The sequence below is a fragment of the Nocardioides marmoriginsengisoli genome, assembly GCF_003725695.1.
GTDB lineage: Bacteria > Actinomycetota > Actinomycetes > Propionibacteriales > Nocardioidaceae > Marmoricola > Marmoricola marmoriginsengisoli.
In genome coordinates this window covers 170,763-191,891 of sequence record NZ_RJSE01000003.1, presented here as the reverse complement: position 1 = coordinate 191,891, position 21,129 = coordinate 170,763, and the positions used below count along the sequence as shown (strand labels likewise).

Here is a 21,129-nt window from a genome sequence, read left to right as displayed (position 1 = left end):
CCGGCCGCAGCCGATCAGCCTGGGGGAGAGGAACCTTCTTGAACGTCCTTGCGGTGGAGTTCGGCAACCTGTTCGGCAGCCTGAGCTCGTTTCTGGACTACACGATCGGCGGATTGGTCTTCGGTGCGATCTACGCGCTGATCGCGCTGGGCTACACGATGGTCTACGGCGTCCTCCAGCTGATCAACTTCGCGCACTCCGAAGTCTTCATGTACGGCACCTTCGCGGTGGCATGGACCTTCGTGTTCCTGCACGGCACCGACTCGGTGTCCCAGAGTCTCGGCGAGGCGCTTCCCATACTCCTGGTCGCGCTGCTGGCGGCGATGCTCGTCTCGGCAGCGGTGGCGCTGCTCCTCGAGCGCTTCGCCTACCGGCCGCTGATCAACAAGAACGCACCCAAGCTGATCGCGCTGATCTCGGCGATCGGCGCGTCGTTCGCGCTGGCGGAGGCGATGGGCCTGCGCGACCGGTTCGCGGGCTGGGTCGGTCTCGACGACAACCTCGCGAACTACGTCTCGCCCGAGAAGGCTCGTGACGTCTACTCCAACCCGGTCACGATCCAGCCGAAGGACCTGTTCGACATCGGTGGCTACACCGTGAAGGACATCGACCTGGTGGTCGTGTTCGCCGCGCTCGCCATGATGGTCGCGCTGGACCAGTTCGTCCGGCGGACCAAGTTCGGGCGCGGCATCCGCGCGACCGCCCAGGACCCCGAGGCGGCCGCCCTGATGGGCGTGAACTCGACCCGGGTCGTTCAGGTCACCTTCCTGATCGGCGGGCTGATGGCCGGTGTCGCGGCCACCCTCTACATGATGAAGATCGGCTCCACCCGGCAGAACGCGGGATTCATCCTCGGCGTGAAGGCGTTCACCGCAGCCGTCATGGGCGGCATCGGCAACCTGCGCGGGGCCCTGCTCGGCGGTCTGATCCTGGGCATGATGGAGGCCTGGGGCTCGGCCGTCTTCGGCTCGGAGTGGAAGGACGTGACCGCGTTCGTGCTGCTCGTGCTGATCCTGCTGGTCCGACCGTCCGGTCTCCTGGGCGAGTCCCTCGGAAAGGCGCGCGCATGAGTACGACGACAACGCCCACCTCCGCCGGCGGCACCTCCCTGGTCACGCTCGGCAAGCGCTGGGACGTGATCGTCGAGCGCTACAACAGCCAGCCCACGATCATCAAAGCGCTCGGGCTGGCGGCGGCACTGGTCTTCGTCTACGCGCTCCCGCTGATCCGGCCGCCGTTCTTCACCACCGACCAGATCGACTTCGGCGGCGTGATGTTCAGCGTTGCCGCGTTCGCCCTGGTCGCGGTCGGCCTGAACGTGGTGATCGGGTACGCCGGCCTCCTCGACCTCGGCTACGTCGGCTTCTACTGCGTCGGCGCGTACACCACCGGCGTGCTCACGTCGTACCACTGGAGCTGGCCGTTCTTCCTGGCGCTGCCGGTGGCGATCGCCGTCACGATGGTCACCGGGGTGCTGCTCGGCGCGCCGACGCTGCGCGTGCGCGGCGACTACCTTGCCATCGTCACCCTGGGTTTCGGTGAGATCATCCGGATCTGCGTCAAGAACATCGAGTGGCTCGGTGCCTCGGCGGGGATCAAGGACATCGCGCACCCGAACACGATCGGCGCCGCACCCCAGCCGCCGTTCGACAAGGGCGGTCTCTTCGAGGTGCCGCGACTGGAGTGGGACGGACTGATCCCGTCGCTCGACACCCAGCACAAGACGGCCGTGCTGGCCTTCGGCGCGGCGGATGCGATTCCCTACTACTGGCTGATCCTGACCGCGTTGATCCTGGTCCTGATCGGCGACCGGCTGGTGAAGGCGAGCCGCGTCGGCCGTGCCTGGGAAGCCACCCGCGAGGACGAGGACGCCGCCGAGCTGATGGGCGTGCCGACCTTCAAGTACAAGCTGATGGCCTTCGCGCTCGGTGCCGCCATCGGCGGGCTCTCCGGCTCGTTCTACGCCAGCGGGCAGAGCGGCTACATCAGTCCGGACAGCTTCCCGCTGCTGCTCTCCATGCTCTTCGTCGCCGCGGTGATCGTCGGCGGCTCCGGCAACAGGTGGGGAGCGATCGCCGGTGGTGCGCTCGTCGCCTACCTGCCCGAACGCTTCCGCGACTTCGCCGACTATCGCCTGCTCATCTTCGGGCTCGCGCTGACCGTGCTGGCGGTCTGGCGCCCCGAGGGCCTGCTGCCGCCGAGACGCACCAGACGGGCCAAGGCGGCCGAGGCCGAGATAGACGCGCTCGAAGAGGGCGAGCTCGAAGGGGGACTGGCATGACGGGGCCGAAGGCGCTGCTCGAGGTCGACAACGTCACGATCAGGTTCGGTGGTCTCACCGCGCTCGACTCGGTGACCTTCGACATCCGCGAGGGCGAGATCCTCGGTCTGATCGGGCCGAACGGTGCCGGCAAGACCACCTGCTTCAACGTGATGACCGGGGTCTACCAGGCGACGTCCGGCCAGGTCCGGTTCGACGGCAAGGTGCTGACCAGGCTGAAGCGGCACAAGATCACCAAGCTCGGCATCGCCCGCACGTTCCAGAACATCCGGCTGTTCAAGTCGATGACGGTGCTCGAGAACGTGATGGTCGGCGCCGACGCGCACAGCAAGGTCGGATTCTTCGACGCCCTCTTCCGGCTGCCGCGGCACCGGCGCACCGAGGCCGCCTCGACGGCTCGGGCCAAGGAGATCCTCGAGATCGTCGGGATCAGGGCGCGGCACGACGAGCTCGCCTCGAACCTCTCGTACGGCGATCAGCGCCGCCTCGAGATCGCCCGCGCGATGGCGACCGGTCCCAAGCTGCTCTGCCTCGACGAGCCGGCGGCAGGCTTCAACCCGGCCGAGAAGCTGCGGCTGATGGAGCTGATCCGCCGGGTCCGCGACGAGGGCTACACGGTCCTGCTGATCGAGCACGACATGCGCCTGGTGATGGGCGTGACCGACCGGATCGTGGTCCTCGAGTTCGGCCGGAAGATCGCCGAGGGCGTGCCGTCGGAAATTCGTGACAACCCCGCGGTGATCGCGGCCTACCTGGGAGTGGACGAAGAAGATGCGTCCTGAATCAAGTGCTGCCGGTACGCCGACCAGCGTGCCGGTGACGGACGTGCTGCCGTACATCGGCTGGCTGCCCCGCCTGGGAGCCCGGGTGGCGGACACCCTGGTCCTCGTGCCCACCTATCTGGTCTTCCTGTTCGGATCGCAGCTCGCGGAGAGGTCCGGAGCAGCGGTCGTCGTCGGCATCGTGAGCGCGATCATCGGTGCCGTCGCGAGCATCGGTCTGCTCGTCTGGAACGAGGTGTTCCGGTTCGGTCGCACCGGGAGCAGCATCGGCCGCGAGCTCGCCGGCTACAGCGTGCTGGACCTGAGCACGCAGGAGCCCATCGGCGCCGGTCGTGCGGTCGCGCGCTACTTCGCCCACGTGCTCGACGCGGTCCCGCTGCTCCTCGGATTCCTGTGGCCGCTCTGGGACGACAAGCGGCAGACCTTCGCCGACAAGATCGTGTCGACCGTGGCTGTCGCCGGCGCTCCCGGTGAGGTGCGCGAGACGGTGGCCGCCGCGCAGGCCGCGGCCGAGTCCCGGATCGCGGCCGTTGCCGATGTCAGCAGCGCCTCGACCGCCGGGACGCTGCTGGAGGTCCGCGGCCTCTGCGTGAACTACGGGCACATCGAGGCGATCCGCGACATCAGCTTCGGGGTCGAGGAGGGCACCATCGCCACCTTGATCGGTGCCAACGGTGCCGGCAAGACCACGACGCTGAAGACGATCTCGGGTCTGCGCAAGGTGCGTGCCGGTCAGATCCTGCTGGACGGCAAGGACATCACCTACCTGCCGCCGTACGAGCGGGTGCTGCTGGGCCTGAGCCAGTCGCCGGAGGGTCGCGGGTGCTTCCCGGGGATGACGGTCCTGGAGAATCTCGACATGGGCGCATTCGTCCGTCGCGATCGCAAGACGGCCGCTTACAGGTCGGACCTGGACCGGGTCTTCGACCTCTTCCCGCGGTTGAAGGAGCGCGAGAGGCAGGCCGCCGGCAGCATGTCGGGCGGTGAGCAGCAGATGCTGGCGATCGGCAGGGCGCTGATGGCCAAGCCTCGTCTGGTGCTGCTCGACGAGCCGTCGATGGGGTTGGCGCCGAAGCTGATCCAGCAGATCTTCTCGATCATCACCGAGATCAACAACCAGGGCACCACCGTGCTGCTCGTCGAGCAGAACGCCGCGCAGGCGCTCAAGCGCGCCCACACCGCGCACGTCCTGGAGACCGGCGAGATCGTCAGGTCGGGGACCGGAGCCGAGCTCGCCGTGGACGACAGCGTCAAGGCGGCGTACCTGGGCGGCGACGTCTGACCCGGGCCGTCAGCGGAGCTGGATCACCAGCTCGGTCAGCAACGGTGCGATCAGCAGGGCCGGCAGCAGGTCACCGACCTTCAGCTGCTTGATCTCCAGCAGCCGCAGCGCCACCCCGACCAGCAGCAGGCCGCCGGTCGCCGTCAGGGCGGCCAGGTGCGCCTCCGGGAGGAAGTCGCCGAGCGCGGCGCCGAGGGCGGTCAGCGACCCCTGGATGAGGACCAGGGTCAGCACGCTGGCCGCGACGCCCCAGCCGAACGCGGCGGCGAACGCGATCGACGCGAACCCGTCGAGCGCGGACTTCAGCAGCAGCTGGTCCGAGCCCTCGCCGATTCCTTCGGTGATCGAGCCGAGGATGGTCAGCGGGCCGACGCAGAAGACCAGGGAAGCGGTCATGAAGCCCTGGATGAACCGGTCCCGGCCGGCGTGGTCCTCCGTCCCGCCACGGCTCAGCCGGCGCTGCAGGACGTCGCCGAGGCCTTCGAGCCGGTCCTCGATCCGGGCGAGCGACCCGATGATCGCGCCGATCAGCAGCGCGCCGAGCACGATCAGCATCGGTGCCGAGCCGCCGACCGCGTCCGAGAACGCGTCGTCGGAGACGGCGAAGGCCGACGAGGCAGCGATCAGCAGGGTGACCAGACCGAGCGCGTCGGTGACGACGCTCCGGGTCCGCAACGGGAGCCGGTGGCCGATCAGGACGCCGAGGCCGCTGCCCACGAGAACGGTGGTCGCGTTGACGACGGTTCCTGTCCCGATGAACATCTCCGACCCCCTATTCCGATGGTCCCGCGAAGCGTAGTCTGACACCCGCCGGTGGTCGTCCGGCGAACCCGGAGACGAGGAGGCATCGATGTCGCGGCACTCTCTCGAGATCAGAGACGCGCGACCCGATGATGCCCCCGAACTGCTGCACCTCTGGGTGGAGGCCGGCGGCAGGAACGCCGAGCAGCCCCAGCCGCGACCCGTGGACGAGGCCGTCAGCGCGCTCGCGCAGGTCGCCGCCGACCCCGACGAGCGCGTGGTGGTCGGGCTCTACGAGGGCAAGCTGGTGGCCGCGATCCACCTCCGCCGTACGGCGATGAGCCCGTTGCACACCGACGTCGCCGTGCACACGTCGTACCTGCTCGTCACGCCCGAGCACCGCAAGCACGGGTTCGCCCGGGCGCTGCTCGACGTCGCGGTGACCTGGGCCGAGGAGAAGGACATCACCCACATCACCGCGATCACGGCGAGCACCTCCCGCGACACCAACCGGTTCCTGGCCCGGCTCGGGCTGGCGACGGTGGCCTCGGTCCGGGTCGCCAGTACGGCGACGCTGCGGCGCAAGCTCACCCCGGAGTCGCTGCGGCCCCAGGACTCCCGCCGCAACCTGGGCGCCCTGCTCGCGCAACGGCGCACGATGCAGCGCCGGGCCCGCGCGGACGAGTCCGAGGACCAGGCCGACTAGCCCTTCGGCGCCTCGATCAGCGCGCAGGTGATCCGCGAGGTGCAGACCCGCTTGCCGCGCTCGTCGGTGATCACGATCTCGTAGGCGGCGCTGGTCCGGCCGAGGTGGATCGCGGTCGCCGTACCGGTCACGACGCCGGTGGTCGCCGAGCGGTGGTGCGTCGCGTTGATGTCGACGCCGACCGGGACCTTGCCCATCGGCATCGCGTGCAGGCCCGACCCCATCGACCCGAGCGTCTCGGCCAGCACCACGGACGCGCCGCCGTGCAGCAGGCCGAAGGGCTGCGTGTTCCCCGCGACCGGCATCGTCGCGACGATCCGCTCGGCGGACAGCTCGGTCACCTCGATCCCCATCTTGTCGTTCAGCGCGCCCATGCCCTGGGGCATCGCGGCGATGTAGGCGTCGATGTCTTCCTGCGTGCTCATGCGCCCATCCTGCCTGGCCCGACCAGGGCTGCCGATGTCCGGGGCACCGACTAGGGTCGGACCGTGCCTGACACCGCCTCGTCCCCCGACCGTCCCCGCCTGCTCCTGCTCGACGGCCACTCACTGGCCTACCGGGCGTTCTTCGCACTCCCGGTGGAGAATTTCTCGACCGTCACGGGGCAGCACACCAACGCCGTCTACGGCTTCACCTCGATGCTGGTCAACGTGCTCCGCGACGAGCAGCCGACCCACATCGCGGTCGCCTTCGACAAGTCCCGGAAGACCTTCCGGCTTGCCGAGTACCCGGAGTACAAGGCCAAGCGGAACAAGACCCCGGACGAGTTCAGCAGCCAGCTCTCGCTGCTGCAGCAGCTGCTCGACACCTTCCGGATCCAGCACCTGGTCTACGAGGGCTACGAGGCCGACGACATCATCGCCACGCTGACCACCCAGGGGCTGGCGGCCGGCTACGAGGTGCTGATCCTCACCGGTGACCGCGACTCGCTCCAGCTGGTCACCGAGAGCTCGACCGTGCTGTACCCGATGCGCGGCGTCTCCGAGCTGGCCCGGATGACGCCCGAGTCCGTCGAGGCGAAGTACGCCGTCCCGCCGCACCGCTACCCCGAGCTCGCAGCCCTGGTCGGGGAGGATTCCGACAACCTGCCCGGCATCCCCGGGGTCGGGCCGAAGACGGCGGCCAAGTGGATCGCCACCTACGACGGTCTGGACAACGTGATCAACCGGGCCGACGAGGTCGGCGGCAAGGCGGGGGAGAACCTCCGGGCGCACCTGGACGACGTGATCCGCAACCGCCGGCTCAACCGGCTGGTCACCGACCTCTCGCTGGAGGTCGCGCCGGGCGACCTCGGCCGGGTCGAGTGGGACCGGCAGGCGGCACTGGCCCTGCTCGACGAGCTCGAGTTCCGCGGCGAGCTGCGCACCCGGATCATGGACACGCTGGCGCCGGAGGAGGAGCCGGAGACCGAGGGCGGCTTCGAGCTGGCCGGGGAGTCCGTCGCCGCCGGTGGGCTGGCGGCGTTCCTCTCCGGCCTCGGCACCGACCCGGTGGGCCTGCACGTCAAGGGCTCCTGGGGCTCGGGGACGGGTCGCGTCGACGGTCTCGGGTTCGCCCAGGGCGACGGGCGGGCGGCGTACGTCGACATCGCCGGCCTGACCCAGGACGACGACGCCGCGCTGGCCGACTGGCTCGCCGACGCCGGCCGTCCGAAGATCATCCACGACGCCAACGGCCCGCTGCTCGCGATCGGCGCCCACGGCTGGACGCTCGCCGGTCTGGCCACGGACACCGCGATGATGGCCTACCTGGTGGCGCCCGACCAGCGCACCTACGCCCTGGCCGACCTCACCCTGCGCCACCTCAAGCGCGAGCTCAAGCAGGACAGCGGCGACGACCAGGGGATGCTGTTCGAGGAGAGCGACGCGATCGCCGAGACCGCGATGCTGCACGCCCGCGCGGTGCTCGACCTCTCCACCACCTTGCAGGCCGAGCTCGCCGACCGGGGCGGCACCGAGCTCCTCGACCAGATCGAGCTGCCCCTGGTCGACGTCCTGGTCGGGATGGAGCGGGTCGGCATCGCGGTCGACTCCGAGCTGCTGGCCGGCTTCGAGTCCGAGTTCGGGGACTCGGTCCGGGAGGCCGCCGCGGACGCCTACGAGGTGATCGGCAAGGAGATCAACCTCGGTTCGCCCAAGCAGCTGCAGGTGGTGCTCTTCGACGAGCTGGACATGCCGAAGACCAAGCGGACCAAGACCGGCTACACGACCGACGCAGACGCGCTGGCGGACCTGTTCGAGAAGACCGAGCACCCGTTCCTGGCGCACCTGCTCCGGCACCGGGACGTCTCCCGGCTGCGCCAGACCGTCGAGGGGCTGCTGAAGACGGTGGCCGAGGACGGCCGGATCCACACCACCTTCAACCAGCTGATCGCGGCGACGGGCCGGCTCTCCAGCACCGAGCCCAACCTGCAGAACATCCCGGTGCGCACCGAGGAGGGGCGCCGGATCCGGCAGGCGTTCGTGGTGGGCAGCGGTTACGAGACCCTGCTGACCGCGGACTACAGCCAGATCGAGATGCGGATCATGGCGCACCTGAGCGAGGACGCCGGCCTGATCGAGGCGTTCAACTCCGGTCGCGACTTCCACCAGGTGACCGCGGCCCGGGTCTTCGGCGTCGAGCCGACCGAGGTCAACACCGAGATGCGCGCGAAGATCAAGGCGATGAACTACGGCCTCGCCTACGGCCTCTCGGCGTTCGGGCTCTCGCAGCAGCTGAAGATCGACACCGGCGAGGCCAAGGGCCTGATGGACGAGTACTTCGAGACCTTCGGCGGCATCCGCGACTACCTCGCCGGTGTGGTCGACGAGGCACGCCGTACCGGCTTCACCGAGACGATCATGGGCCGGCGCCGCTACCTGCCCGACCTGACCAGCGACAACCGCCAGCGCCGGGACACGGCCGAGCGGATGGCGCTGAACGCGCCGATCCAGGGGTCGGCCGCCGACATCATCAAGGTCGCGATGCTCAACGTCGACCGGGCGTTGCGGGAGAACCAGATGTCCTCACGGATGCTGCTCCAGGTCCACGACGAGCTGGTCTTCGAGGTCGCGGCGGGGGAGCGCGCCGCTTTGGAAGCGCTGGTTCGGGAGCAGATGGCCGCCGCGGCGGACCTGACGGTGCCGCTGGACGTCTCGGTCGGCACCGGCGGCAGCTGGCACGAGGCTGCGCACTGAACCCTGCCAAGAGGGACACTTCGGACTAATCGGCATGCTGTAATAGGCAGGTGGGAGCGAGGGCCGGGGAGACGATCGACGACCCGACGACCCCGACGACCGCCCCGTCCCAGGCGATCCAGGTCGACTCCCTGACAGGTCTCCGCGGCTTCGCAGCGCTGGCAGTGGTGGCCGTGCACGCGTCCGGGCGGACGGACTTCGACTGGTTCGGCATCCACGGCTACGGCCCGGTCAGCCTGTTCGTGCTCTCCGGGTTCCTGCTCTACCGGCCCTGGTCCCGGTGGGCGCTCGGCCGCGGCCGCCGCCCCGAGACCCGGACCTTCGCCCGCCGGCGGCTGCTCCGGATCTTCCCGGCGTACCTGGTGGTGATGCTGACCATCGCGGTGATGCTGCCGGCCTCGCAGCCGAACGGCTGGGACGGGTGGCTGCGCGCCTTCACGCTGACCGGCACCTTCGCCAGCGACGGGCTGCGGCCCGGGTTCGAGCAGACCTGGAGCCTCGGCACCGAGCTCAGCTGGTACGTCGCGCTCCCGGTGCTCGGCCTGGTGGCCGCGCTGGTCGCGCACCGGCTGACCGGGCGCCGGGCGTTCTACTCGACGATCTGGCTGCTGGCGCTCTCGGTCCCGGTCACCGTGCTCTGGCGGGTCTGGACCGAGGTCGAGGACCTCGGCAAGGAGTTCACCTACTCGTTCTGGCTGCCCGGCTTCCTGGTCTGCTTCGCCGCCGGTGCCGCGGTCGCGCACTTCCTGGAGGGCGAGACGGCAGGCCTGGTCGACCTGACCCGGATCCGCGGGTGGTTCCGCCGGTCGTGGGTGCTGCTGGCCGTCGTGGTGACCGTGATCGTGATCTGCAACTCCTCGCTGGGCGGTCCGACCGCCTACGTGCCGGCATCGTTCAGCGAGCGCCAGGTCCGGTTCTTCTGCTCGACACTGCTCGCGGTGATCCTGCTGCTCGCGGCGGTGCTGAGCCGCGCCGACTCGCCCCAGCGACGGCTGATGTCGTGCCGGCCGCTGACCGCGATCGGCCGCTGGTCCTACGGCATCTACCTGTGGCACCTGCCGGTGATCGTGCTGCTGGAGAACGACTTCACGCACCGCACCGGCGTCGGCGGCTTCCTGCTCTGGCTCAGTTGCATCCTGGCGATCTCGATCCCGCTCGGGGCCGCCACCTATGCCTGGGTGGAGTCGCCGGCGATCGCCTGGTCCAAGCGCGGCGTCCGCCGGTCCTGACCCGGGTCGTTACCGCTCGGCCGACCCGGTGTCGCTGTCGGTGTCGCTGTCGGGGCCGTTGCCGGCACCGCTCCCGGCGAGGGGTTCCGGGTCGCCGTTCCGGAGCGCCGGATGGAACCGGGCCACCAGGACCAGGGTGACCAGCACGGCCAGGTCGACGAGGGCGACCGCGCGCACCAGCTCGTGGCCCTCGTTGACGAGCATCGCCGCGGCGCCGACGGCGACGAGCCCGGCCCACACGATCAGCACCGAGGCCCGGTGCTGGCGCGCGACCACCTCGTAGACCATCAGCTGGATCAGGGCCAGCAGCGTGCCGAGGGTCGCGAACGCCCAGATGTCGGGCTCGACCTCCTGGTAGGCGCTGCCGCCGACGAACGAGACCGCCAGCGAGCTCAGCACCACGGCGCCGGCGGTGGCCACCGCGCCGATCAGCCCGACCGCGGCGAGCCCGCGCAGGTACATCCGGTGCTTCGACGAGGACGACGACGCCATCGAGGGGAACGCGATGACGACCACGAACTGCGGCAGGAACAGCACCGCCTTGGTCAGGATCAGGCCGCCGGCGTACAGGCCCGCCTCGTGCTCGTCGAACCGCGCCCGGGCGACGATCACGTCGATGTTGGTGAGGGCGAAGAAGGCCAGCAGGGCGTAGGAGTTGCTCGCCACCTCGCGCAGGATGCTGGTCGCGCCTCGAGCGTGGATCCCGGCATGCAGGCCGACCTTGCGGTGCCGGAGCACCAGCGCCCCGATCGCCGCGGGCACCCACGCTCCGAGCGCGACCGCGAGCATCGCGCCGAAGGCGGTGTCGAGGCTCGGCATCAGCAGGAGTCCGAAGGCCATCCGGCCCAGACCCATCCCCAGGTAGACCGCGGCCAGCGGGACCCAGCGCTCCTCGCCCTGGAGGATGCCGGCCTGGCCGCCCATGATCGTCAGCGGTACGGCGCTGACGCCGATCATTGCCGCCGCGGACCAGTTGTCCAGGGCGAGGCCCCAGCTGATCAGGGGGGTCAGCGCCAGGCAGAGGAGGCCGAGGCCCAGTGCCGACCGGTAGGTGGCGGCCATGACGGAGGCCTCGATCTGCTCCCGGTTCTCCGGCGCGGCCACGACGCGGCGGGCCCCGGTCGCCTGCAGCCCGAGCGCGAGTACGTTCACGACGAGCAGCAGGCCCATCAGGCTGGCCACCCCGCCGTACTCCCGGGGGCCGAGGACGTGGGCTGCGAAGATCGTGAACACGTACGTCGCCACGTTCATCACACCCATGGCGATCGCGATACCAGCGCTGCCGCGGATCAGCGCCCGCAGACTGCCTGTTCTCGAACTCACCGGGCGAGCCTAGGCCACCCGGGATTGTTGGCGCGGGTCGAACCGCCTCAGTAGGGTCGCCAGTACGGTCCGGGGTCGTCCGGACGGGAGCGCGCGAGGGGAGCAGCGGGTGCGGAACGCCGGGTCGGCGGGGCGCCAGGCGCACGAGGTCGTCGGCCTGTACGGCGACCCGGACACCACCTGGGGGATCTGCCTCGAGCTGGGCTTGGCGGCGACGCCGGATCCGGCGGAGGCGGCCGATCGGCTGGCAGCGCTCGTGGCCGAGCACCCGCACCTGGGGCCGGCGCCCCGGGTCGAGGTGGTGCCGGCGACGGAGTGGGCGGAGCGGCGCGAGCGGGCAGCCGCGGCGCCGTACGCGGCCGGCGGCGAGCTGGTCCGGGTGCTTCTCGATGGTGAGCGGCGCCTCCTGGTGGCCGCGCACCACGGCGTCTGCGACGGGCTCGGGCTGCTCGCGATCGCCCGGGCGGCCTGCGGGGTCGAGGTCGTCGCGCACGCCCGCGGCATCGGCGACCGGGCCGCACCGAGGTCGTTCCTGCGCTCCAGCATCGGGAGGCTGGCGGAGGCGGTGCTCCGGCCGCCGCCGCGGTTCGGATCGCACCAGGTCGCCCCGGCCAAGGGGGAGCACCTGGTGATCAGCTCGCTACCGCGCACGGGCACCGGCACCGCGGACCTCGCACTCGCCGTCGGCGCGGTCTTCCGCGCCTGGAGCGGTGACAGCCGCAAGCATCCGCTGCTCGTCGCCGGCGCCTCACGCCGAGCGACCGGGATGCTGGCCCCGGACCGACAGACCGCCTACCTGCGCTTCCGGCTCGACCCGTCCTGGGGGCGCGACGCGGCCCGGGCGGCGTTCGCGGCGGTCCTGCCCGAGCCCGAGTTCCCGGAGACCTCGGCCGGCGGGATCGGTCCGCGGGTCACCCGGATGCTGCGCAGCCGGCTTGGCGGCACCGCGCAGATCAGCAACCTCGGCGTCGTCGAGGCCGCCGGGCTGGAGTACGCGGCGATGTTCCCGGCCCTGAGCGGACCGCGTGCCTTCGCGGTCGGCCTGGTCAGCACCGGTACCGCGACGACCGTCAGCCTGCGCACCCGGGCCACGGAGTTCAGCGCCTCGGACACCGCCGCGCTGCTGGACCTGCTGGTGGCCGAGCTCGCTCAGTAGGGGTCGTACGGCGAGTCGTGCCCGAACACCCGGGCGACCGGCCGCAACCGCAGCCGGAGCAGCACCTTGATCAGCACGTTGCGGATCCACCACGGCAGCTCGCCGAGGATTCGGATCCGGTCGGCACCGCTCGGCCGGGCGTTGAAGAAGAGCGCCATCGAGTCGCTGCGCGCGGCGTACCGCAGGGTCCGGGAGGGCAGCACGTGCGCCAGGATCCCGAGGGTCACGCCGATCGACGAGTAGCAGTCGTGGATCAGGATCGGGCCGTCCTCGGGCAGGTGCGCGGACCACTTCAGGTCGTCCGAGAGCGTCCAGTAGTCGTGCTTGCCGTCGATGTAGAGCATGTCGAACCCGTCGGTCCACCGCGGCCGGAGCTTGGTGCTGTACTCGGCACGCAGGTCGACCCGGTCGCCGACACCCGCAGCGGCGACGTGCTGCTCGAACTTGGTCCGGGTCGGGGTGCCGCCGAAGAGTTTCCCCTCCACGAACGGGTCCACGCAGATCACGGTGCCGCCGAGCGGTTCGAGGGCCTTGGCGAGGATCACGGTCGAGCGGCCCTGGTGGCTGCCGATCTCCAGGACGCGGGCGCCGGGGCCGAGCGCGCGAGCGTGGTCGAAGAGGAGTCGTGCTTGACCGGGCTTGAGCCAACCCGGAATGGTGTCAGCAATCGCCCAGGCGGCGGCGAAGTCGGAGTCCGGAGCCGGTTCCGGGTGCGGGATCGGCTCGTCGGCGGTGGGCATAAAAACGACCTCTCGGGATAATTCGGGCGGTATGATCGCGGATCAGGTTACTTGAATGTTGGCACGAGAAGGTGGGGATCTGGTGTCGTCGGCCCGTTCGCGCGCCCCGGAGGCGCGGGTGTCCCGCGCGTCCCGGGCACACCTGCTGGTCGTCCTCGCCCTCGGCCTCCTGAGCTTCCTGCAGCGCCCGGGGTCGACCACCTTCGACACCAAGTTCGACCTGACCGCCGACCCGGGGGCGTTCCTGCGCGCGACCCTGCACCTGTGGAACCCGGAGCTCTCCTTCGGCGAGCTGCAGAACCAGGCCTACGGCTACCTGTTCCCGCAGGGCACCTTCTTCCTCGGCGGCGACCTGCTCGGGATCCCGGACTGGGTCGTCCAGCGCTCCTGGTCGGCCCTGGTCCTGATCGTCGCGTACGACGGCGCCCGGCGGCTGTTCCGGGCCTGGGGCGTGCGCGGGCCATCCGGCCCGGCTTCCGACTGGCTGCCGATCGTGGCCGGCCTCGCCTACGCGTTCGCGCCGCGGCTGCTCGGCCTGAGCGGGGTGCTGACCGCCGAGGTGCTCCCGACCGCCGTGCTGCCGTGGGTGGTGCTGCCGCTGGTGCTGGCCCTGCGCGGCCGGTACTCACCCCGACTGGGCGCCCTGCTCTCCGGCGTCGCCGTGCTCTGCATGGGCGGCGTCAACGCCGTCGAGGTGCTCGCCACGCTGCCGCTACCGGCTCTGCTGCTCGCCTGCTCGCTGGGGACGACGCTCGGCCGGCGGCTCTCGGCGTGGTGGGTCGGCGCGGTCGCGCTGGCCTGCGCCTGGTGGATGCTTCCGCTGCTGGTGCTCGGCAAGTACAGCCCGCCGTTCCTGGACTACATCGAGACCGCCGCGGCGACCACGCACCCGCTCGGCTGGACCAACGCCACCCGCGGCGCCGACCACTGGCTCGGATTCATCCAGGTCGGCGGTGAGCCCTGGTGGCCGGGCGCGTTCGACCTGGCCACGATGCCGGTGCTGATCGCCCTGACCGCGGTCGTCGGCGCCCTCAGCCTGGCCGGGCTCTTCCACCCGAGCATGCCGGCCCGGGTGCCGCTGGCGCTCAGCGCGCTGCTCGGCCTGGTGCTGCTCACGATCGCGCACGGCTCGACGGCCGGCAGCCCGATCTCCGGTGCCGTCGCGAGCCTGCTGGACGGATCGCTGGCGCCGTTGCGCAACGTGCACAAGGTCGATCCGCTCGTCCGGCTCCCGCTGGCGCTCGGTTTCGCCCACGGCGTCGGCCTGCTCGCTGCCGGTGTCCGTGCCCGCTCGGGCGGTCGCGCCGCCGTACGTCTCCGGCTGCCGCGGCCGCTGCGGTGGGCGGTGCCGGTGCTGGCGGTCGCGCTGCTGGCCGCCTCGGCCCTGCCGTTGTTCGAGGGCACGCTGCGCAAGCCGGGTTGGGACGCCGTACCGCGGGCCTGGGAGCAGACCACCGACTACCTCGCGAAGCACGCGGACGGCCGGCGGGCGCTGGTGCTGCCCGGCTCCGGCTTCGGTCAGCAGACCTGGGGCTGGACCATCGACGAGCCGATCCAGGGGCTCGCCCGCAGTCCGTGGGTCAGCCGCAGCCAGGTGCCGCTGGTGCCCGGACCGACGATCAGGTTCCTGGACTCGATCGAGGACCGGATCATCGACGGCCGCGGATCGCCGGCGCTGGCCGACGTGCTCGCCCGGTCCGGCATCGGGTACGTCGTGGTCCGGCGCGACCTGGACCTCTACGCCAGCGACGCACCGTCGACCTCGACCGTGGACCAGGCGATCGCGCAGAGCCCGGGTCTCGAGGAGGTGGCCGGGTTCGGCTCGACCGGCCTCGGCGACCAGGACTCGATCAGCGTGTACGCCGTCCGCCGGAACGTGCCCGTGGTCGAAGCCGTCGAGTCCGCGTCGACCGCGACCGTCGCCGGCGGTCCCGAGGACCTGATCACGCTGATGGAGGCCGGTGACCTCGATGCCCGCCGGCCGGTGCTGATCCAGACCCCGACCGCCGCGGACTCCCGGGCGCCGGACCTGGTGGCCGACGGCTACCGGTTGCGGGAGCGCCAGTTCGGCCGGTTGCGGGACTCGCTGAGCCAGGTCATGACGACCGCCGAGAGGTACCGGAACAAGCGTGCCGCCCATGACTACCCGGGGGTCGACGGCGTCGCGCGGATCGCCGCGTCGTATCCCGAGATCAGTGCGCTCTCGGCGTCCTCGTCGTCCGGCTACGCCGACACCCTCGGCGCGGTCCGCCCCGAGCTCGGCCCCTACTCCGCGGTCGACGGCGTCGCCGACACCTACTGGCGCTCGGCCCCCCTGGAGCATCCCGACGGTCAGTGGCTCCAGGTTCGCTTGAAGCGCCCCCAGCCGCTGCCGTACGTCGACGTCACCGTCGGGGTCGACGGGTTCAGCGGCCTGCCGGTCCGCCGGATCCGGGTCGCCGCCGACGGCCAGGTCAGCGAGCACGCCGTCGATCCGGCTACCGGCGTCGTCCGGGTGACGCTCTCCGGTGCCGCCGTACGGACGGTCCGGGTCACGATCCTCGACACCTACGGCGAGCACGAGTTCGGCGTGATCGCGATCCGCGACATCGGCTTCCCGGGGCTGGCCCTCGGGCGCACCCTGGTGGTCCCGCCCGACGGTGCCGACGGTGCGACCGACTTCGTCTTCCGGGCCCAGCCCGAGCGCCGAGCCTGCGTGACCGGTGACCTCGGCCTGGACTGCGACGCCGAGGACGCCCGTCCGGCGGAGGAGGCCTCCGGGCTCAACCGGACCTTCACCACCACGACGCCGGGCACCTGGACGCTGACCGGCACCGTCACCGCGCGGTCGTCGGCGAGCACCGCGGCGCTGCTGCTGCCGCTGGCCGGCCAGGTCGGCGTGGTGGCCTCGTCGGTCCTCGCCGACGACCCGGCGGTCTCCGGGCAGTTCGCCTTCGACGGCGACCCGGGCACGCCCTGGCTCGCGGCCCGTGGCGAGCAGCAGCAGTCCCTGGAGCTGAGCTGGAAGAAGCCCCGGACTCTGACCCGGCTGCGGGTGATCGCTGCCGGCGGGAACGCGCGCTCCGCGTCCCGGGCGGTGCTGGAGGCCGACGGCCAGCGCCGCGAGGTGGACCTCGGCTCGGGCGGGCTGGGCTTCTTCGAGCCGCTGCGCACCGACCACGTCACGATCACGTTCCCGGCCAGCCCGGGGGACCCCCGCCCGCTCGGCATCGGCGAGCTCGCGATCGACGGCATCGAGAAGCTGACCTACGCGCCGGCCCCGTCCGCGGCGACCGGGGCGCAGTGCGGGCTCGGCCCGGAGGTGGTCGTCGACGGCCGGACGGTGCGCACCCGGGTGACCGGCCGGATCGGCGACGTGCTCGACGGCGGCGCCCTCCGGTTGAGCGCCTGCGGCGACCCGGTCGAGCTGAGCGCGGGCACGCACACCCTGACCGTCGGCTCGACGGACCGCTTCGTGCCCACCACCGTCGCGCTCACCGCCGCCGACGCGAACCCGTCGCCGACGGTCGGCACCCGCACCACCGAGATCCGGCGCTGGCAGTCGACCGACCGGAGCGTGTACGTCGGTCCGGGTGAGGCCGCGATCCTGAGGATCCCGGAGAACCTGAACGCCGGCTGGCGGGCCACCCTGGACGGCAAGGTGCTCGAGCAGGTCGCACCGGACGGCTGGCAGCAGGGCTACCGCGTCCCGGCCGGGGCGGGCGGCCTGGTGCACCTCGTCTACACCCCGGACTCGACGTACCGGCTGTTCCTGCTGCTCGGCGGCATCGCCGGGCTCCTGCTCCTGGTCGGTGCGCTGGTCGTCGGGCTCCGCGAACGGCGCCGGGCCCGGTCGACCGTGGAGCTTCCCGAGGGGCTCGCGCGGCCGCTCCCGGCCGGCCGGTTCGGGATCGCGCTGGTGGCGCTCGCCGGGATCGCCGGCGGGGTCCCGCTGCTGGTCGGCACCGCCGGCGGCCTGCTGCTGCGCCGGCGTCCGGCACTGGTGCGCTGGGCGGCGGTCGCCCTGATCGCGGTGGCCGGGATCGCCGCGGCGGTCACCGCCCGGATCGACGTCCGGACGTCCTGGTCGGCGTACGACCTGGTCACCGGAGCCGCGATCGGCCTGCTGCTCGCGACCCTGACGTACACCGCGACGAAGGAGGACTCGGATGACTGAGACCCCAATGACCGGGACCCCAGTGACCGGGACCGCGGCGGCCGGGACCGCGGCGGCCGGGACGCCGCGGGCCTGGGCGACCCGGGCCGGGCTCGTCGCCGTGCTGGTGATCGCGGCCCAGCTGCTCTGGCGGACGGTGCTGCTCGGCCACGGCTACTTCTCCCAGGACGACTTCCTGGCGATCACCTCGACCGCCACCCGGGACGGCCTCGCCGTGCTGGGCGGGGACTACGCCGGCGGCTTCTCCCCGGGCGGCTCCGCGGTCGTCTGGGCCGTCTCCGGGCTGGCGCCGTTGAACTGGCCGCTCGCCGCCGCCGTCGTCCTGGCGCTGCAGACCGGCGCCACCGCGATGATGTGGCTGGTGCTCACTCACCTGCTCGGCGACCGCTGGCTCCGGGTGCCGCTGCTGGTGCTCTTCGCCTACGCTCCGCTGACCTTGTGGTCCACCCAGTGGTGGGTGCTCGGGATCGAGTACTGGAGCGCGACGCTGCTTCTGCTCGTCGCCGTCTGGGCCGTGCTGACGGGGATCCGTGGCGACGATCCGCGCCGGGCCCTGGTGGCGGTCGGCGCCGTCGCGCTGGCAGTGCTCTTCGACGAGCGCGCCGTCCTGTACCCGGTAGTGCTGGCCGGCGTCGCGCTCCTGGCCGCCTCCGGGGCGACCGTGCGCCAACGCCTCGCCCGCGTCGTCGGGGACCTGCCGCAGCTCTGGGTCGGACTGATCCTGATCGTCGCCGGCTACGCCGTGCTGCGGTGGCAGGCAGCGCCGATCTCCCTGGACCTGGGGGACCAGCTCGGCGACGTCGTCACCGGTTACCTGCGGCACGGGCTCGCCGAGGTCTTCGGCGGGCCGTGGACCGGGAGCCTGCCGGCGCACGCCTACCTGGTGCCGATCTCCTGGATCGTCGCCCTGAACGGCGCCCTGCTGCTCGGCCTGGTCGGAGTGACCACCCAGCACGGCGGTGCCACGGCGCGGATCGGCTGGGGAATGCTGGTGGTCTTCGTCGGCGGATCGGTCGGGGTGCTCGCCCTGACCGGGCGCGCGGACCTGGTGGCCTCCCTCGGGCTGGAGCACCGCTTCGGCGCCGAGCTGGCGGCGGTGGTGACCCTCGCGCTCGCGGGAGCGCTGAGCGGGGTCGCGTTCCCGGACCTCTCCGCCCGCGGCCGGAGGTGGACCGCGAGCGGCCTGGAGACCGGTACGGCGGCGCTCGCGAGCCTGGCGCTGATCGTGTCGGCAGCCGTCTCGACCGGGTTCCTGGCGAGCAACCTGTACCACCGCGACGACCGCCACTACGTGGAGACGGCGCGGGCCGCGCTCCGTGCCGACCGCCAGGTGGTGCTCCTCGACGGCGGCGTCCCGGACGGCGTGATCAGTGCCTGGTACGGCGCCCGCGCCCGGGTCTCGACGGTCCTCGGCCAGGCCCCCGAGCGTCCGGTCTTCGACCTGCCCAGCCACTCGTTGCGGATGGTGCGCGACGACGGCTCGCTGGCGCCGATCGTGCTCGAGGGACCGGTGCGCACGGAGCCGTCCGACGACAAGGCGTGCGGCTACCCGGTGCGGACCGGCGGCACCCTGATCCCGATGCAGGCGGAGGTCCCGGACGGGCGCTGGGTGCTCCGGCTGGGCTACTACACCAGCGCCGACGGGTTCGCCGTCCTCGACGTGGTCGGCACGCGTTACCGGTTCGCGGTCAGGTCCGGGCTGCACGCGCTCGACGTGGTGGTGAACGGCGGCTTCACGAACTTCCGGGTGACGCTGGAGAGCGCGGCGACGACGTTGTGCCTCACCGACGCCGCGGCCGGCGTACCCCGACCGGAACCGCGATGACGTCGACCCGCGGTGCCCGCGTCGTCGGCCCTGCGGTCGTCGTGGCGCTGGCCTGCCTGGCGCTGGCCCCGGTCCTGCTGGCCCGCGGGTTCGTGCTCGTCGGGGACATGACGTTCGTGCCGGAGCAGCCGTGGAGCGGTGCCTGGCTCGGGCTCGACGGCTCGGTGCCCCGGGCGGTGCCGGCCGACGCGTTCGTCTCGGCGGCCACCCAGGTGCTGCCGGGGGACCTGCTCCAGAAGGCGGTGCTGCTGCTCGCGCTGGTCCTCGCCGGGTTCGGGATGCTGCGCCTGGTGCGGGCCTTCCTGCCGGCGGCGGTGATCCCCGCGACCGGCGCCGCCGTGCTCTACCTGTGGAACCCGTGGGTGCTGGAGCGGCTGGCGATCGGCCACTGGGGTCTGCTGGTCGGGTACGCCGCGCTGCCGTGGGTGACCGTCGCCGCCCTCGCCGTACGACGGGGGGAGCGCGGTGTCCTCGCCGTCGTCCCTGCCCTCGCGGTCGCGGCGTTCAGCAGCCCCACCGGTGGCATCGCGGCCGCCCTGGTCGCGCTCGTCGTGGTGGCCGAGCGGGCACGGCTCGCTCGCGCCGCGGCCCTGCTCGGTGCGGTCGTCGTCCTCAACCTCCCGTGGTTGCTGCCCGGCCTGCTCGGCAACGCGGCACCGACCGACCCCGAGGGGGTGCACGCGTTCGCGGCCCGCGCCGACACCCCGCTCGGCGCCTGGGGCTCGCTGCTGACCTTCGGCGGGATCTGGAAGAAGTCGATCGTGCCGGGGGAGCGCGATGCCTGGTTGCTGGTGCTGCTCGCGCTGGCCCTGACCGTGGCCGGGCTGGTGTTCCTGGTCCGGCGCGCCCGCGCCGCCGACGTCCCGGTACGACGCCTGCTCGCCCTCGCCGGGGCCGGGTGGGTGCTGGCCGCCCTTCCGACCTCGGCCGTCGGCGCCGACGTCGTGGTGGCGCTCGTCGAGCACGTCCCGGGGGCCGGCATCCTGCGCGACTCGCAGAAGTGGCTGCTGCTCCTCGTCCTCGCGGTCTGCCTCGGCGTCGGTCTCGGCCTGGAGGCGCTGCAGCGCTGGCTGGACGCCCGGGGCGGACCGGCGCGAGCCGTCACCGCGACCCTCGCGCTGCTGCCGGTGGTGCTGCTGCCGACCTTCGCCTGGGGGATCTCCGGCGACCTCGACCCGGTGCGTTACCCGGCCGAGTGGTCCCGGGCGGCGTCGGTGCTCGGCGACCGGCCCGCCGCCGACCGCCGTACGGTGGTGCTGCCTTGGTCCGCCTACCAGCGGTTCACCTGGAACGGCGACCGGGCGGCACTGGATCCGGCGATCCGGTTCTTCCCCGGCCAGGTCGTCACCAACGACGACCTGGCTGTCCGGGACCGGACGGTGACGGGGGAGGACCGGGCGGCGGCCAGGATCGGTGCCGCGCTCGGGGACGGCCGGCCGCTGGCACCGGTGCTCGCGGACCTCGGCATCCGCTACGTGCTGATCGAGCGGACCGCCCCGGCAGGGGAGTCGTCCACGGCGGCGTACCCGGCGCTGCGCGCGGCCGGAACGGTCCTGCACCAGGGACCGGAGCTGGAGCTGCTGGACCTCGGTTCCGGCCGATCCGCCCCGAGCGTCTCGTACGCGCCGCTGATCGTTGTCGGCGACGTGCTCGCTCTCGTCCTTGCTCTCGGATCCATGATCTTCTGCGCAGTTCGCCGGATACGTAGCAAACCGGACAATCTCGGGTAACA

General features: G+C 71.9%; 15 protein-coding genes. 11 read left to right on the top strand and 4 right to left on the bottom strand.

What is annotated here, in order from left to right:
- The first annotated feature begins 38 nt into the window (after positions 1–38).
- Genes EFK50_RS02885 through EFK50_RS22930 form a run of 4 tightly spaced genes read left to right on the top strand, consistent with a single transcriptional unit; the run spans position 39 to position 4,345 of the window.
- Entirely contained in the window at positions 39–1,070 is a 1,032-nt protein-coding gene (locus tag EFK50_RS02885) for a branched-chain amino acid ABC transporter permease (RefSeq protein ID WP_246004001.1), read from the top strand.
- Positions 1,067–2,281 (top strand): branched-chain amino acid ABC transporter permease, encoded by a 1,215-nt coding sequence (locus EFK50_RS02880; RefSeq protein WP_123226046.1) that lies wholly within the window; start codon positions 1,067–1,069, stop codon positions 2,279–2,281. Before EFK50_RS02885 ends, EFK50_RS02880 begins: the two co-directional genes overlap by 4 nt.
- A complete protein-coding gene (locus tag EFK50_RS02875; RefSeq protein WP_123226045.1) occupies positions 2,278–3,063 on the top strand; it encodes an ABC transporter ATP-binding protein in 786 nt (261 codons plus the stop codon). Before EFK50_RS02880 ends, EFK50_RS02875 begins: the two co-directional genes overlap by 4 nt.
- The gene (locus EFK50_RS22930) at positions 3,053–4,345 is read left to right on the top strand and encodes an ATP-binding cassette domain-containing protein (RefSeq protein ID WP_123226044.1); all 1,293 of its coding nucleotides are present in this window, start codon (positions 3,053–3,055) and stop codon (positions 4,343–4,345) included. Before EFK50_RS02875 ends, EFK50_RS22930 begins: the two co-directional genes overlap by 11 nt.
- 9 nt (positions 4,346–4,354) lie before the next feature.
- On the opposite strand, the gene EFK50_RS02865 is transcribed toward EFK50_RS22930, so the two are convergent.
- The gene (locus EFK50_RS02865; protein WP_123226043.1) at positions 4,355–5,107 is read right to left on the bottom strand and encodes a DUF554 domain-containing protein; all 753 of its coding nucleotides are present in this window, start codon (positions 5,105–5,107) and stop codon (positions 4,355–4,357) included.
- A gap of 88 nt (positions 5,108–5,195) precedes the next feature.
- On the opposite strand from EFK50_RS02865, the gene EFK50_RS02860 reads away from it, so the two are divergent.
- Positions 5,196–5,792 carry a GNAT family N-acetyltransferase gene (locus EFK50_RS02860; RefSeq protein ID WP_123226042.1) on the top strand — a complete coding sequence of 199 codons (597 nt, stop codon included), beginning with the start codon at positions 5,196–5,198 and terminating at the stop codon, positions 5,790–5,792.
- Here EFK50_RS02860 and EFK50_RS02855 read toward each other — a convergent pair.
- Positions 5,789–6,217 carry a hotdog fold thioesterase gene (locus EFK50_RS02855; protein WP_123226041.1) on the bottom strand — a complete coding sequence of 143 codons (429 nt, stop codon included), beginning with the start codon at positions 6,215–6,217 and terminating at the stop codon, positions 5,789–5,791. The genes EFK50_RS02860 and EFK50_RS02855 overlap by 4 nt on opposite strands.
- A 63-nt stretch (positions 6,218–6,280) precedes the next feature.
- Here EFK50_RS02855 and polA point away from each other — a divergent pair, with 63 nt between their 5' ends.
- Both polA and EFK50_RS02845 read left to right on the top strand, forming a co-directional pair.
- Entirely contained in the window at positions 6,281–8,968 is a 2,688-nt protein-coding gene (gene polA / locus EFK50_RS02850; protein WP_123226040.1) for a DNA polymerase I, read from the top strand.
- A gap of 50 nt (positions 8,969–9,018) precedes the next feature.
- Entirely contained in the window at positions 9,019–10,197 is a 1,179-nt protein-coding gene (locus EFK50_RS02845; protein ID WP_123226039.1) for an acyltransferase family protein, read from the top strand.
- Between the two features lie 9 nt (positions 10,198–10,206).
- On the opposite strand, the gene EFK50_RS02840 is transcribed toward EFK50_RS02845, so the two are convergent.
- Positions 10,207–11,520: a lipopolysaccharide biosynthesis protein gene (locus tag EFK50_RS02840; protein ID WP_148046032.1), complete on the bottom strand. Its 1,314-nt coding sequence runs from the start codon at positions 11,518–11,520 to the stop codon at positions 10,207–10,209.
- 109 nt (positions 11,521–11,629) lie between these two features.
- Here EFK50_RS02840 and EFK50_RS02835 point away from each other — a divergent pair, with 109 nt between their 5' ends.
- A complete protein-coding gene (locus tag EFK50_RS02835) occupies positions 11,630–12,676 on the top strand; it encodes a hypothetical protein (RefSeq protein WP_123226037.1) in 1,047 nt (348 codons plus the stop codon).
- Here the strand turns inward: EFK50_RS02835 and EFK50_RS02830 are convergent.
- Positions 12,670–13,416 carry a class I SAM-dependent methyltransferase gene (locus EFK50_RS02830; RefSeq protein ID WP_123226036.1) on the bottom strand — a complete coding sequence of 249 codons (747 nt, stop codon included), beginning with the start codon at positions 13,414–13,416 and terminating at the stop codon, positions 12,670–12,672. The genes EFK50_RS02835 and EFK50_RS02830 overlap by 7 nt on opposite strands.
- An 82-nt stretch (positions 13,417–13,498) precedes the next feature.
- Here EFK50_RS02830 and EFK50_RS02825 point away from each other — a divergent pair, with 82 nt between their 5' ends.
- Genes EFK50_RS02825 through EFK50_RS02815 form a run of 3 tightly spaced genes read left to right on the top strand, consistent with a single transcriptional unit; the run spans position 13,499 to position 21,127 of the window.
- Positions 13,499–17,572, top strand: a complete 4,074-nt coding sequence (locus tag EFK50_RS02825; protein ID WP_183407671.1) for an alpha-(1->3)-arabinofuranosyltransferase domain-containing protein — start codon at positions 13,499–13,501, stop codon at positions 17,570–17,572.
- Complete coding sequence (locus EFK50_RS02820) at positions 17,565–19,397, top strand: hypothetical protein (protein ID WP_148046031.1); 1,833 nt, start codon at positions 17,565–17,567, stop codon at positions 19,395–19,397. Before EFK50_RS02825 ends, EFK50_RS02820 begins: the two co-directional genes overlap by 8 nt.
- Positions 19,394–21,127, top strand: a complete 1,734-nt coding sequence (locus EFK50_RS02815; RefSeq protein WP_148046030.1) for an MmpA family trehalose lipid delivery protein — start codon at positions 19,394–19,396, stop codon at positions 21,125–21,127. The genes EFK50_RS02820 and EFK50_RS02815 overlap by 4 nt, the downstream gene beginning before the upstream one ends.
- Positions 21,128–21,129 lie beyond the last annotated feature (2 nt).

What these genes read in the sequence shown, in the direction of transcription:
- EFK50_RS02830 (WP_123226036.1), bottom strand. Translation starts at nt 13,416, where the DNA reads ATGCCCACCGCCGACGAGCCGATCCCGCACCCGGAACCGGCTCCGGAC.
- EFK50_RS22930 (WP_123226044.1), top strand. Translation starts at nt 3,053, where the DNA reads ATGCGTCCTGAATCAAGTGCTGCCGGTACGCCGACCAGCGTGCCGGTG.
- EFK50_RS02875 (WP_123226045.1), top strand. Translation starts at nt 2,278, where the DNA reads ATGACGGGGCCGAAGGCGCTGCTCGAGGTCGACAACGTCACGATCAGG.
- EFK50_RS02865 (WP_123226043.1), bottom strand. Translation starts at nt 5,107, where the DNA reads ATGTTCATCGGGACAGGAACCGTCGTCAACGCGACCACCGTTCTCGTG.
- EFK50_RS02820 (WP_148046031.1), top strand. Translation starts at nt 17,565, where the DNA reads ATGACTGAGACCCCAATGACCGGGACCCCAGTGACCGGGACCGCGGCG.
- EFK50_RS02880 (WP_123226046.1), top strand. Translation starts at nt 1,067, where the DNA reads ATGAGTACGACGACAACGCCCACCTCCGCCGGCGGCACCTCCCTGGTC.
- EFK50_RS02855 (WP_123226041.1), bottom strand. Translation starts at nt 6,217, where the DNA reads ATGAGCACGCAGGAAGACATCGACGCCTACATCGCCGCGATGCCCCAG.
- EFK50_RS02860 (WP_123226042.1), top strand. Translation starts at nt 5,196, where the DNA reads ATGTCGCGGCACTCTCTCGAGATCAGAGACGCGCGACCCGATGATGCC.
- EFK50_RS02815 (WP_148046030.1), top strand. Translation starts at nt 19,394, where the DNA reads ATGACGTCGACCCGCGGTGCCCGCGTCGTCGGCCCTGCGGTCGTCGTG.